At 45.7% G+C, this 14,057-nt stretch carries 10 protein-coding genes; 7 read left to right on the top strand and 3 right to left on the bottom strand.

Annotated features, from left to right (window positions below):
- On the bottom strand, window positions 1-1,353 hold the full coding sequence (locus tag QP938_10025; protein WIO73630.1) for a sodium-dependent transporter: 1,353 nt from the start codon (window positions 1,351-1,353) through the stop codon (window positions 1-3).
- A 133-nt stretch (window positions 1,354-1,486) separates the two neighbouring features.
- Here QP938_10025 and QP938_10020 point away from each other — a divergent pair, with 133 nt between their 5' ends.
- The 5 genes from QP938_10020 to QP938_10000 all read left to right on the top strand — a co-directional run bounded on the left by QP938_10020 (window position 1,487) and on the right by QP938_10000 (window position 9,872).
- On the top strand, window positions 1,487-3,139 hold the full coding sequence (locus QP938_10020; protein WIO73629.1) for an acetolactate synthase large subunit: 1,653 nt from the start codon (window positions 1,487-1,489) through the stop codon (window positions 3,137-3,139).
- A 140-nt stretch (window positions 3,140-3,279) separates the two neighbouring features.
- Window positions 3,280-4,113, top strand: coding sequence for an HDOD domain-containing protein (locus tag QP938_10015; protein WIO73628.1), 834 nt, complete (start codon window positions 3,280-3,282; stop codon window positions 4,111-4,113).
- A 345-nt stretch (window positions 4,114-4,458) separates the two neighbouring features.
- On the top strand, window positions 4,459-5,049 hold the full coding sequence (locus QP938_10010) for an RNA polymerase sigma factor (GenBank protein WIO73627.1): 591 nt from the start codon (window positions 4,459-4,461) through the stop codon (window positions 5,047-5,049).
- On the top strand, window positions 5,042-6,088 hold the full coding sequence (locus tag QP938_10005) for a FecR domain-containing protein (protein WIO73626.1): 1,047 nt from the start codon (window positions 5,042-5,044) through the stop codon (window positions 6,086-6,088). The genes QP938_10010 and QP938_10005 overlap by 8 nt, the downstream gene beginning before the upstream one ends.
- A 235-nt stretch (window positions 6,089-6,323) precedes the next feature.
- Window positions 6,324-9,872 carry a TonB-dependent receptor plug domain-containing protein gene (locus QP938_10000; protein ID WIO73625.1) on the top strand — a complete coding sequence of 1,183 codons (3,549 nt, stop codon included), beginning with the start codon at window positions 6,324-6,326 and terminating at the stop codon, window positions 9,870-9,872.
- A 170-nt stretch (window positions 9,873-10,042) separates the two neighbouring features.
- Here QP938_10000 and QP938_09995 read toward each other — a convergent pair whose 3' ends face one another.
- Window positions 10,043-10,957 carry a M14 family metallocarboxypeptidase gene (locus QP938_09995; protein ID WIO73624.1) on the bottom strand — a complete coding sequence of 305 codons (915 nt, stop codon included), beginning with the start codon at window positions 10,955-10,957 and terminating at the stop codon, window positions 10,043-10,045.
- 74 nt (window positions 10,958-11,031) lie between these two features.
- On the bottom strand, window positions 11,032-11,832 hold the full coding sequence (locus QP938_09990; protein WIO73623.1) for a class I SAM-dependent methyltransferase: 801 nt from the start codon (window positions 11,830-11,832) through the stop codon (window positions 11,032-11,034).
- 456 nt (window positions 11,833-12,288) lie between these two features.
- Between QP938_09990 and QP938_09985 the strand changes: the two genes are divergently transcribed.
- A complete protein-coding gene (locus tag QP938_09985; protein ID WIO73622.1) occupies window positions 12,289-12,855 on the top strand; it encodes a sigma-70 family RNA polymerase sigma factor in 567 nt (188 codons plus the stop codon).
- Window positions 12,855-13,940: a FecR domain-containing protein gene (locus QP938_09980; protein ID WIO73621.1), complete on the top strand. Its 1,086-nt coding sequence runs from the start codon at window positions 12,855-12,857 to the stop codon at window positions 13,938-13,940. Before QP938_09985 ends, QP938_09980 begins: the two co-directional genes overlap by 1 nt.
- Window positions 13,941-14,057 lie beyond the last annotated feature (117 nt).

The following is a 14,057-nucleotide window of genomic DNA, read 5'->3' as shown; positions in this document are numbered from 1 at the left end:
TTATCCTCTCAAACTTTGAATGAAGGTAAGCAGAATCAGGGTCGGACAGAAGAACTTCACATACACTGGCCAAACTTTCCAGAACAGGGTTTTTTCTACCTCTGGCAATCCCTGTTTTACTTCTTCCAGAAGTTTGTGGCGGTGCATCACCCAACCGGCAAAAATACAGATCGCGATGCCCAGCAGAGGCTGGCTGTACCGAGTGGTTAAATGGACAACAAACAAAAACAGTGATTCGAAATTCAGCACAATAATGGCACTGATGCCAAGGATAGCCAGACCGATTGCCCATGTGGCAGTGCGGCGCTTCAGATTGTGGGTTTCAACCGCATAGGCAACCGGAACTTCCAGCATGGAGATAGAAGAGGTCAGTGATGCGATGGACATCAATGTAAAGAATGCAAAGGCAACAACCAATCCGGCTCCGCCCATGGTTTCAAACAACGCTGGCAGGGTTTGGAATATAAGCGTGTCTTCAGACAGAAGTGCACCGGTTTCATTGTAGATTGATACACCATTCTTTTGCGCCACAAACATGGCCGGCAAAATGAGTAACCCGGCCAAAAAGGCGATGCTTATATCAACGGCGGTTACGATGGCCCCGAGTTTTGGCAGGTTTTCCGATTTCTTGACGTAGGAACCATAAATCAACATGGTACCGACCCCGAGCGAGAGCGAGAAAAAGGCTTGTCCCAAAGCGCTGATCATCAATTTCGGTTCAGTGATCCGGCTGAAGTCCGGTACCAGATAATGTTTCAGGCCTTCCATAGCGCCATCCTGAAACAGCACGTAAACAATCAGTAAGACCAGAATCACCAGCAAGGCAGGCATTAAAAGGCTGGACCACTTTTCAATTCCTTTTTCAACCCCCGCGCTGATAACCCAAATGGTTAAAAGAGAGAAAAAGGCAGCAAATACCAAGTTACGCTCGACGCTAAAAGTGGTTAACCATTCAGACTGGGAGCTCATGCCGGCTGCCGCAGCGACAGGTTCCAGGGTAAAGGAGAGCATCCAGCCAGCAACAATGCTGTAAAAGCTGAGAATCAGGCTGGCGACAATAATGCCGTAAAAGCCAGTAAAACGGCCAAATTGGCGCATGAATGGACCGCGAGAAACGGACTTTAATGCTGTCACCATATTGGATTGAGTGTGGCGACCAATAACCAGCTCGGCCATCAGCGCGGGGTAGGCGAGACAGAACGCCAACACCAGGTACATCAAAAGAAAGGCTCCGCCACCATTACTGGCTGTATTGGTAGGGAATCCCCACACATTACCTAATCCGACAGCAGAGCCTGCTGCTGCCATGATAAAGCCGAACCGCGAAGTGAATTGCCCCCTATCAGTCTGCATCTGAGCTACCTTTTAATTATGTAATTGAACAGCTGAGCATAATACCGGCATTACAAGGTATAAATCACCTATCGCTAGCGGAAAGCAAAAGAGTTGCTGTGCTGACTCTATCCAGGAAACAAAAGGGCTCCACATGAAAGCGTCAGACCTGTTTGTGAAATGCCTTGAAGAAGAGGGTATAGAGTACATTTTCGGGGTTCCTGGAGAAGAGAACGCCGACTTTATGATGTCTCTCGAAGGGAGCACAAAGATCCGTTTTATCCTTACCCGGCATGAACAGGGTGCCGCCTTTATGGCCGAGATCTACGGTCGCCTGACCGGTAACCCCGCCGGATGCCTGGGTACTCTGGGGCCAGGAGCAACAAACCTGATCACCGGGGTTGCCGATTCGAACATGGATAGAGCTCCCATGCTTGTGCTGACCGGCCAGGGGGCGTCGGCGCGGCTTCACAAGGAGTCTCATCAAGTGATGGATGTGGTTGGAATGTTTGAACCGGTAACCAAATGGGCTACCCAGGTTATATATGCGGACAGCATTCCCGAGATAGTACGTAAAGCAGTGCGCCTTGCTCGCACTGAAAAGCCCGGCGCGGTTCACATAGAGCTGCCTGAGGATATTGCCAAGCATATGACCACCAGGCCACCGATGAACGTGCGCAAATTTCGTCGTTCTGTACCTGATGACAAAGCGGTGGACAGGGCTTTTGACAAAATCCGGCAGGCGAGACGGCCACTCATCATCGCAGGCAATGGCTGTATTCGTCGCCGTGCCAGCAAACAGTTGCGACTTCTCTGCGACAAAACCGGCATCGGTGTTGTTAGTACCTTTATGGCCAAAGGGTGCGTCGACATGGATGCAGATTACTGCCTCTATACCATCGGGCTGGGGTCAAGGGATTTTGTCTCTTGTGCGGTGGATGCTGCAGACCTGATTATTACCATTGGCTACGACATGGTTGAATACCACCCCAGCTTGTGGAATCCGGAGAGAGATAAGGATGTGGTGCATATCGACTTTCTGCCGGCCGAAATTGACCAGAACTATCATCCCCAGGTTGAGGTGGTAGGGGATCTGGCTCACGCGCTATGGATGATCAATGAACGAGTGGATGCCAATGGTCCGTTTAACTTCGAGTTGGATCAGCAGCGAATGGTGCGCCACGATATGTGGGCAGAAATTTCCGCCCATAAAGACGATGATAATCCCGCGCCAATTCGCCCCCAGAAGGTATTGTGGGATAGCCGCGAAATTTTGGGGCCAGACGATATTCTTCTGTCGGATGTTGGGGCACATAAAATGTGGATTGCCCGCCATTATCAGTGCCATGAACCTAACACCTGCCTGATTCCAAATGGATTCTGTTCAATGGGTTTCGCGTTGCCGGGATCCATTGCTGCGTCACTGGTTTACCCGGATCGTAAAATCATGGCCATCTGCGGTGATGCCGGATTTTTGATGAACGTTCAGGAGATGGAAACAGCGAGGCGCCTCAACAGCCAGATTGTTGTGATGGTTTGGGAAGATAACAGTTACGGCTTGATTGCCTGGAAGCAGGATAACGAGTTTGGTCATCATACTGACCTGGATTTCGGCAACCCCGATTGGTTGCAGTTGGCTTCAGCATTTGGGTGGCATGGCCACCTGGTAACCCACAGTTCTGACCTCAAATCGATTCTTCAGGATGCCTTTGCCGAGCAGGGCCCAAGTCTTGTGGTGGTGCCCATCGATTACAGAGAGAACCGGTTGCTGACAGAGCGACTGGGTAAAGTCACTTGTCCCATTTGATAGCCGGTATTTTCACAAGACAGCTGAAAGGGTGTTGGCTCGCTCTCGGCTCAATTTTGGCTTATGATTGCCCGCTTATCTGAATAAAAACAACACGCTGCCGCAGCGTTATAACGACAATTACAAACGCGAGTATTGCCATGACAGTCGATGAACTCTTTGGCCGGGTTCGCCAGCTCCCCCCCGGAATGCCCAAAATTGCCCAGGAACTGCTTGAATCCTTTGACAAAGAAGAGGAAAGCGGAGCCCATTTGGGTGAAGTCGCCGCCAAGGTTGCAATGGATCAGGTGCTTACCGCCAAGGTACTTCGCCTGGCTAACTCAGCCTACTTTGGGGGTGCCCGTAATGTCGCTACTCTGGATCAGGCGGTTGTTCTGCTGGGACTGTCGGCCCTGCGAACCCTGGTGATCGCCTCCAGTGCCACTGGCCTCTTTCCTGCACTGCCCAACTTTGACAAGCGTGCTTTCTGGCGCAACTGTTTCCTGGTTGCGAGCCTTTCGCGTGAACTGGGAAGAATGGCCAAGCTTGATCCCAACGTCGCCTTTGTTTGCGGAATGCTGCACCGTATCGGCGACCTGCTGATTCGCATGGCTGAACCTGAACTGAGTGCTGATATTGATGGCTATGAAGACATCGGCGCTGATCGGGCCGAAACCCAAAAGAAATTACTGGGCATCGATTTTGCTGAGGTGGGTGCCGAACTGGCCAGTCGCTGGGATTTCCCGGAGGTCATTCAAGAAGCTATTCGCTGCCAGCTCGATCCGGCCAGTTATGAAGAGAAAGCTAATTACGCTGCGGTTCTAAGTATTTCATCCCATCTGGTAAAAGTTACCGATGCAGAGATGGATGAAGACGATGAGGAGTTTTTCCCTGAAGAGCAGGCCCAATTGCTTGGGCTGGGTAAAGATCGTGTTCTTCACAGACTGGAAGTCATCCTTGAGAAGGGAGAAGACCTCGCTGCCATGATGGTGTAACTCTCTTCTTCTAAGTATTTTATTTTGTTACGGCTATTTTCATTATTCAATATTGAGGCAGCCAGGTAATCCCTCTCAAAAATCACTTTCCCCCTGCATCTGCTGATGTGAGGGGGAGGTGCTATTCTGAATATGATCGGTTGAGACCGGTACACACCAATATTTCCACCTCTCAGTTTTTTGGTGTCAAATTAAATTGTAATCAAATCGGTTCCTGAGATAGGGCAAATTTTTTATAAAATGATTGTAAGTTATTGAAATAAAAGGGGTTAAATTCTCGGGGTTTTTTGGGGCTGAGCCGTTTACTGATAGTAAGGCTCTGTAAAGATTATACGTCGGTAATCTATGGTCCATAAATCGGACAACGTTATAAACCTTTCATCCCGCCAGAAGCAGGGGCGGCAACAGCTTGTCAAACAATTGTTTGATGAGTATGCCCCTATGATAAGAAGGTTCTATCTTGCACGGTTGATGCCAGAGGATGAAGTTGATGATCTGGTGCAGGAATTGTTTTCAAGGTTGATTGCCCTTGATGGGCTTGAAATGAAAATGTCGCCGGAAACTGGCAGTAATCTCTCTTTTTTTCTGACCATGGCGAACAACATGGTTGTTGATCTGCAGAGAAAGGCTATGACTCGAAAAGATTATGTAGTCAGGGAAAAAAATTCTGAAGCGGAGAGGGTCAACGAGCAGACGCCGGAAGTGATCGTTTCGGCATTGCGTGATTTGGAAGCAATGAAATCGGTAATTTTGAGGATGCGACCAGCATGGAGGAAAGCCTTTATCCTCAGCCGTTTTAATAATATGAGCTATCAAGATATCGCTGAATACATGGATGTGACTTTAAAACAAGTCGAGCATTTCATTTCTCAAGCGATGGCTAAAATACGTAAGGCGGAGAGAAAGCTGAGAGAAAAGGAGAGCGATTATGAATAGTCAAGCAGACAAAATAGTTGGTTCAAGCAGTGATTATGCATTGGCTCGTCTTTATTCGGGAAGACTCTCTGATGAAGAAGTGAAGGCGATTCGTCAAAAAGCAGCCATGGATCCTCAGTTTCGGGAAGATTATCTAGGAAGCTTGGAATTTCTTGCTGATCTAGAAAGGCTGTCAGATGATCCTGATGTTCGGGTAGTAGCCAATCAGCATGGATCATCTTGGAGTAAGGGCCGTTTGAATGCCCAGAGAGCTTTATCAATGACAGCTGGCATCCTAATAGCTTTTTGTGTTGGCTTGTTCGGATATTTGAATCTTTCAGAAAAAGAACTTTCACGTTCCGATATGCAGCGTTATGTGACCAGAATCGGTGAGCAGAAAGAAATTCAGCTGCCAGATGGCAGTGTAGTCAATATGAATACAGCTACCCAGCTTCTGGTTGACTACACTGAAGGGCAACGTAGGATTATTCTGGACCGCGGTGAGGCTTACTTTGATGTGGCACCTAATCCGGAAAAAACCTTTACAGTGGACTTGGGGGTTAAAACAGTAACTGTACTCGGGACAGAATTTAATATTCGAAAATCACCTGGCCACTATCAGCTGGCAGTCGTTGAGGGGGAGGTGGCTGTTCATTTTCCGGGGGATGATGTTTCACCTTCAGCGTCATTGATTGAAAATCCTATATCGCAAAATTCGCAATCGAAACAGTATCGAGTAAAAGGTGGTTGGGTTGCTGAATTTGATATCGCTAATAATGAGATGGAGGCTTATCAATCTGCTTCACAAAATGAATATGGAGGGTGGCGAAATGGTTTGATTCGCTTTTATAAAGAACCTCTCTATAAAGTGATTCAGGAGCTTAATCGTTATAGTGGCAAAAAGATTCTAATTGAAGATAAAGAAATTATGGATCTTGGTGTATATGTGGCAGTTGATATCAAAGATTTGGGGGCAGCTTTAAAGGCTCTTGAGCAGATTCTGCCAATTAAGGTTATAAGTCACTTTGATCGAATTGTTATTGTTGGGTCTGAAGGATAAAAGTTATAAATTTAAATGTTTCAATATTTAGATTGTGTGTTTCATTAGAGTGGATCCATATTGTCTGTTTTGTCTGTTTTGTCTGTTTTGTCTGTTTTGTCTGTTTTGGGTTGAGATATATAAAAAATTACAGGGTATTTAGTTTCTGCTCCGTTAACTTAATGGCAGTCTAATTGTTTTTAATAAGTGGACAGTCAAAGAGTTTTATGTGTTTGGTCCATAGAGGTGGGAATAAATGAAAATATCAAAATACTCTTTCTATCATAAAAAGCTAGTGCTGAGCATAGCTGCAGTGCTTTCCATTGGTCTAGTTAATGCATCCCAAGATGATGCTGAAAAGCTCAATTTGGATATTAAGCCGCAAGATGCAGGCTCAGCATTAATGGAGCTTGCAAGCTTGTCTGGCGTACAAATAATAGTCTCTGAAGAAGCTGGTTATAGCGTTCAGGTGGATGCGCTCAAGGGGATTTTTACTTTAGAGCAGGCGTTGAAAAGCTTATTGTCAAATACTGGTTTAATCTATCGTTATACTTCAGAAAATGTAGTTTTGATCAAAGAAGATGACGAAGATGAGGTCGGTAAAGAAGGCTCTGCTAAAGAAGATAATATTGAAGAAATAGTTGTTACTGGTAGCCGACTGATTTCGGATCCAGGGAAAATGACTAAGCAGATGACAATTTTAACTCGAGAGGAAATTGAGCGTTCGGGCGTTACAAGGCTTGATGAACTCCTGAAGAGATTGCCCCAGAATGTTAATGCGCCTAATAATGTCGGCGGGGGTTTTGTCGATGATCGTTATGGGCTTCGTGATTTTGGGCTAGGTCTTAATGTATTTGCGGGTAGTAGTGTCAACCTTCGCGGTCTGGGTTCTCAGTATAGTCTGATTTTGATTGATGGGAGGCGTCCGGCATCCGGGGGGCAATTTGGCGGCATTACAGATATTAGTAACATTCCGATTGATCGTGTCGATCGTGTCGAGATTTTGTTTGATGGGGCAGCTGCCATATATGGTGCAGACGCGATTGGCGGGGTAGTTAACATTGTTACCAACCGTGCCTACGAAGGTACGAATGTCAATTTGACATACAGTGATACTACAGATGGAGGTAGCAAACGCTACAATTTCAGTGTTGGCCATACTTTTTCTTGGGAGTCCGGATCATTAACGGGTAATTTTAGTTATCAAACTCAGGAAGATATAGATGGCTCTGCCCGCGATTTGGCATTGGTTGCATCTCAAGGATTTTCGCTTCCGGTATCGAGTCCAGGTACTGTTGGAGGAAACCCTATTTTTGGTACAAATCAACGTAATGCTGCTATGTGGGTGAAAGATGTTGATGGCGATGGACGCTACGATACTCAATCACTAGATGAGAGGATTACTGGCGGTGTTGTCGCTGAAGGTGAATTTGTATTCGGTACTCGTAGAATACCTACAACAGTAGAGCTTATTAGAGAAAACCCTACAATGAGTTCCAGAATAATTCTTGATGATCCAACCATATTCCCAGATCTTCAAGCGAATTTGCCTCAAGATAATGGTTATATTCCAGTAAGGGTTCTACAGTTGCCTGAGTCGGATGGCACACCATTTGGCCTTTACGATATTGATTTGACTAATTACGATGGAAGTGTCTTAGGTCAGGAAGGTGTTTATGCAGATTCTGCCTATGTGCCGCGTAAGGGGCAGTCATTAGCGCCAGAAGATAAGACATATTCAATTGGTATTGATCTGGATCAGGATTTAACCGAGAGTCTTACATTGGCCTTGTCAATGGATTACTCTACTACTGAAAAACGCAATAATACTCGTGGTAACGGTGATGAGTTTTCAATTGCTGGTCGCGCTACAACACATCCATTTATGACCCGTGTAAGTTATGCGTGGGCGAATGAGTTTCCGCAGCAATACCAGGAATTGTTGATTGATACATATTCACTATCTGGTGAGTTGGATTGGCAAGTGAATGGTGATTGGGAGGTGGTTTTAGGCTGGGGGTTAGGAAAAACTGACCAAATATCTGACAGCTATAATAAACTTTATAGGGATACATTCCTTGCACCTGCTGGAACGATAGCTCTACTTGACTATCTGCATGGATATTATTTTGAAAACTTTTCTACTCGTGTACCAATTGAAGGTGTTCTAATTCATGATCCTTTCCTAGGCTTTAATTCATCGGAGGAGTTAATAGCCGCGGCTGTTAACCCAAGAACACATACCGTAAACAAGTCGTTCAGTCGTGATATGGATTTCAACATTCGCGGTGTGTTGGGGCAGCTTCCAGGTGGTGATGTGCGTACCAATATTGCCATTTCACATCGGCGTAATCGCAATGAAGTATCCAGTAACGATGCCACATACCTCCTTGCTGCTACAGATGTACTGGGTAATACGGGGGATGCTGATATTCCATACCTGAGGGAATATGAGGCAAGCTACGGTGAAACAGTGAATTCCGTTGGCTTTGAGGTTGTTGCGCCTCTTGTGGGTGTTGAAAATTCCAAACCGTTTATTCAGGACTTCCTGATAAGTGCTTCTGCTCGAATAGAAGATTACGGAAATACCGATCAGCGTGGTGAGAACTGGTCTTTGGGTTTTAACTGGCATATAAATAATCAGTTCGCGGTTCGATTCAATCGGGATTATGGTTTGAAAGTCGCTAATGCTGTTCGAACGGCTACACCAATGCAGGGGAGAGATTACTGTTGTTTTCGTCTTTATACCGACGAGACTCAGGATCAATTTTATGGGTTTCAGGAAGTGCTCCACTTGACAGGGGGAAATAATCAACTTGATCCTGAAATTTATGATACCAATAAGCTTGGATTTATATTCACTCCGGATTCTTTGGAAGGTCTGAGAGTAGAGCTAAGTTTTATTGAAACAGGTGCCCAAGATCGAATAGGTGCCCCTGGGGTGGCTAATTATTCGACGCCAGATGCGCTTGAACAGCTGGTCGATAATCCCACTACTGCCTTATATTACGCAACCCCTGAAATCGTGGAAGAATTTCAGGCCAGAGCGTTAGCTGGTGAGTATATTGGAGATACAATAGATGTAGGCACTCTTATCAAGGATGCTCGCTTATTTAATGTCGGATCAATGAGGCAAAAGCATGCTGATTTACAGTTGACTTATAATCTCAGTACTAATTGGGGTGATTGGTTTGTTGGTTGGCGTTATCAGTATTTGCACAAGCAGGAATATCTGCAGTCGGACTTTTGTAAAAGAGGAGATTGTTTCAGTGGGGTAGGTGCGGAAAGGGGTCCAAAACCGGACAACTTTAATAGTTGGGTTGATATTGTAGAGGTTATGGATGACGATGACTTTATCGGTACTAGTCAGATTTTTCAGCCAGTGCCAAAACACAGTACTGCATTGGATTTGAATTGGGAATATCGAGGGCTTGGTATTGGTTTGAGAACCGATTATCGCTCGGATACTACCCGTATTCGCAGGGACTCTGGATGGGCAATCATTGATGGGCAATATACACCTTTGGAAAATGTCAGTGAAGTCACTACCTCGCCGACTCGCTCAATAGACATGACGTTCAGCTATGATTTTTCCGGTAGTCTGTTTGAGGTACCGAGTTGGATGGAAGGTACTCGAGTGTCTCTGACCGTTGATGATGTGTGGCGTAAAGAGCAAGAAGTGACACAAAAGTTTATTGATAAGCAATTTGAACCTGCGGTAAATCAGCAGTTTCTTAGGATCAATGGATATGCGATTGAGCCACGTGGTCGAGCATTTTCTCTGAATATTAATACTACCTTCTGATTTCAAAAAAATACAATAATGGTAACAGCCCCTCATGTCTTATTGAGGGGCTTTTTTTGTTCTATTGAAAGGATAAAATCATCAAAGAGTGGTCAGAGTCTACTCATTTGTGCAATAACCTTTATTTATACTATCGCATCGTTGACGATAACCAATATAGATAATAGGCGCTAAATCAAAAATTTCAGCGCACCTCGCACAGCAGCCACCTGAGCCTGAATGCAGTTCTCATCATCCACGTTCGGGCTGTCAGGGTAAACCTCGGTGGTGGTCCTGAACCTGGCGTTCGTCATGCCAAAACACAGGCCCAGTTTTTTTGCCGAATAATTAATCACGCCCCATTGCTCCTGGGGTGCACCAATGTATTGGCCGTTGTCATCCGGTGGTGCGATATGAGTAACCTTTTCCACTGACTCAATAACAGCTTTTTGAAATTCAGGTTGCGGATCTTCAGTGTCGCCCACCAGGTAGAAACCGTCGGGGATATTCCAGTTTTTCTGTTTAATGCCATCCCGTGCCGCCAGGGCAGGCCTAAATTCGCTATTGTCAGTATCGGTGGTCTCATGCAGATCGATATGCAGAGCGAAATTGGCGGAAAGCTTGCTGATACCGGCCATTAAAAAAGCAGCCTCTTCAGCAGGGCTATTCGAATAAAAAGAGCGATTAGGGTCAAGTGCTTTGGGATTCCAACGGTTAATCGTCTCATATCCCCATGGGCTGACGCAGGGTGCTACAACCACATTAAAGTGCTGTTCATAATCCCGTGCGACGGTCTCCAAAAATCGAATTGCGCCCTGAACGCCACTGGTTTCATAACCATGCACCCCACCGGTAACCAATATAGTGGGCTTGCTGTTATTCCAGTTTCGGGTTTTTACGATATGTAGTGGATAGCGGGCGGGATCACAGGATAACGCGCCATATTGTTCAACAACAAAGTGTTGACTCAGCGGTTCCAGTTTGCTTAACACTTCATCTTGATAAGAGCGTTTGACGGATTGGTTGGCGAGCCATTGTGCTTTTTCATTATCACCCCAGGGAGTGCCGGGTGTGCCAACAGAATATGTGCTGGAATTGGTAGTCATAAAGGTCTCTTGATTTATTTCAGAGGGCGGTAGATTGTTTGGAATATCTTCTGAGTATTCAAACGTCAAATATGCTATCTCTTTAACGCCTCAATAGTAGTCGCAAACAGTCGTAACTGATCGCCCAGTGTATTTTCTATCATGGTTTTCAGAGCCTGATAAACAGCTTCAGGCGAACCGTTGCGATTGACTATTTCGTCATATAACGGATTACCAAAAACAAGCCCTTTGGCTAATAGATCTGCAGATAAAATTCTAACAGTCTTAGGAGTAGGGTGGAATTGAACATCATCAAAGCCACAGCAGAGTAGCGACTGTTGAATGGCTTCCATATCGTGATAACTGAAAGGTACTTTATAAAACTGTGGTGGATCTTCGGGGAAAAAATCACTGACGGCGTTGTGTGCCAATTCGGCAAAAGCATTTCTTTCCCAGGAACCCCAAGTGTTGAATATGTATCGTCCACCCGATTTTAAAACTCTATGAGCTTCAATATACGAAGCCTCCTTGTCCGGAAAGAACATTACGCCAAATTGACAGGTAATCAAGTCGAAACTGTCGTCCTGGTAAGGTAATAAGGTTGCATCTACCTCTTCAAATCTGACCTGTTCATCGGGAGAGAACTTGGCTTGGGCCACATTCAGCATTGGAGGGTTTAAATCGGTTGCGACTATTGTGGAGTGCTCAGTTAGAGCGTCACGTAGTTTTCTGGTAACAACACCGGTACCGGCTGCCAGCTCCAGAACCGCTCTTGGGTTGTGGCTGACAATCAGGCTGACAAGATCATTGGCAAAGTCGTCAAAAATGTGGGGCACCAGCCCCTTGTCGTAGTTCTCTGGAATAGAGCCGATAAATTGGGAAGCTTGGTTGTTCATGACGGGGCTCGCAGATTGTGAGTAAAGATAGTGTAGTTGCTTCGTCGATTTATTGTGCAATGGAGATGAAATTCTGAGGTCGAAGAGCAATGACAGACTGTCGACAGGGATGATTCACAGTCTGACGATACGAGTTTTTCCCTATTCATTCCCACTACCAGTAACTTCTCTCTATCACGCCACATCAATTACTACCAAACAGCCGCTGATTGACGGACCGCTTTGCGATAAAAAACACTTTCTATATTGCCTGAGCTTATAAACATCATCTTGCAAGTCATCTTTCATTGGCTTGACCGTCCGTTCTATGGGCACATCCCGGGCTTGCTGCGTTAGGTTTTTCCTGAGTTTTACATTCTAGCAGGTAGGGTAAAGGTGGAGTTGCGTGTACTTACCTATATGAGGCCCTATATTTAAAGCGGATCACTTAAATTGACGCTAGAAAAGAGAACAAATGTGGTTGAATTCCGAGGCAATCCTCGTGAAACGCAGCAACAGGCGCTGAACAGGCTCTACGAAGAGCACCATGTGGCGCTTCGCAAGTTTCTGCGAGCCCGGCTGGGCATCAGTCAGGAGCTGGATGATATTGTTCAGGAGGTGTTTGCCCGGTTGGCCAAGATCGAGAATCTTGCCGAGCTTTTGCCTATAGGAGAAGAAGGTAGCTTGTCGTACCTGTTTCGGGCGGCCAATAACCTGGCCATCAATATAGAACGCCACAAAACCGTCCGTAATCGCTATCTGGACGGAGAAAAATTGCGTATGCAATCTGAGGAGGTGCACTTTGATCATACGCCGGAGCGAATCAATCTGGTTCGAGAGGAGTTAAGCCAGATACGCAATGTAATCGCTGGTATGAACATCAATACCCGGCAGGCTTTTATTCTCAATCGGTTCAAACAGAGAACATACAAAGAAATCGCCAAAGATATGGGAGTTTCGGTAAAGCAGGTAGAAAAGTACATACAGAAAGCGTTGGTAATTATTCGCAGGGCAGTGAGTGAGACGCAGAAGGTAGAAAGATAATGGACATTTCAAAGTGGAAAAATATTGAACAACTGGCGTCAGCTGATGTGGCACGGATGTTTTCCGGAGAGCTGGACGACAACAAGGTTGAGCGTATTCTCAAGGATCGATCACGGTCTGTGGAGTATGAAGCTCTTTTTTTGGAAATACTCTATGCAGACGACGCAATTGATGAATTGGCAGATGACCCATTCTTACTCTCATTGGTAGAAAAGGATAATAAAAAGAGTGAGTTATCGGTCGGTGCTGGAAGCGGCCAGCCAGGGTCTGCGCATTGGGGAGCGTGGCCCTGGCTTTTGGCTGCTGCTTGTCTGGTTATCGTGGTTTCATTTGTGCTGTATCCATTGGGAACATCAATTGATGACGGGAGCATATCCCGGTATGTAACCAGAACAGGTGAGCAAAAAGTAGTTACATTGCCTGATGGCTCTGTAGTCACAATGAATACCGGTACACAGTTACTGGTCGATATGGAAGAGGGGAATGAAAGGCTTGTGATCCTCGGACGAGGAGAGGCTTATTTTGATGTTGCTGCCGACCCTGATCGGCCATTCAGCGTGAAATTGGATGGCCGCGTGGTAACTGTATTGGGAACCGAATTCAATCTTTCAAAACAGGCAGATGGTTTTACATTGGCTGTTGTAGAGGGGGTTGTAACCGTTCACAGAGAGAATGAACCTGCTTCCGCATCGGCGTTAGATGCAATTGCCGAAATTGGCCAAGAGGTGCTTGTTAAAGAATCGGCTCAGCGGCGTTTTAAGGCGGGTATGGCGGCCAGATTCAGTGTGGAGCATCAATCCCTGACAGCGTTCAGGCCTGTTGATATGGCTCGCCTGATTGATTGGAAGTCTGGTGTTTTGCGGTTTGAGAATGTTCCCTTTAATGAAGTGATTATGGAGCTCAATCGCTACTCCGCCAAGAAGATCCTGATACAGGATTCTTCATTGATGGATTTAAATGTTTTTGCGTCCATAAATATTGATGATATCAGTGGTGGATTGTCTGCTCTTGAACAAGCCCTGCCTATTAAGGTTGTTCATCAGTTTGATCGTATTCATATAGTTTCCCCTAAAAATTCCAAATAAGAACATATACAAAAATAGATGGATGGACGGGGTTGCTCCGGCCATTTTTGATAGTTATTGGCATGGCTGATATGGGAGAAGGCGGTATTTATAAATAAATTATTTTTTCAGGTAGGG

The organism is Porticoccaceae bacterium LTM1 (assembly GCA_030252795.1).
Taxonomy (GTDB): Bacteria; Pseudomonadota; Gammaproteobacteria; order Pseudomonadales; family Porticoccaceae; genus SCSIO-12696.
Note: the sequence above shows the minus strand (reverse complement) of the source record. Positions and strands in the feature narration are given on the sequence as shown.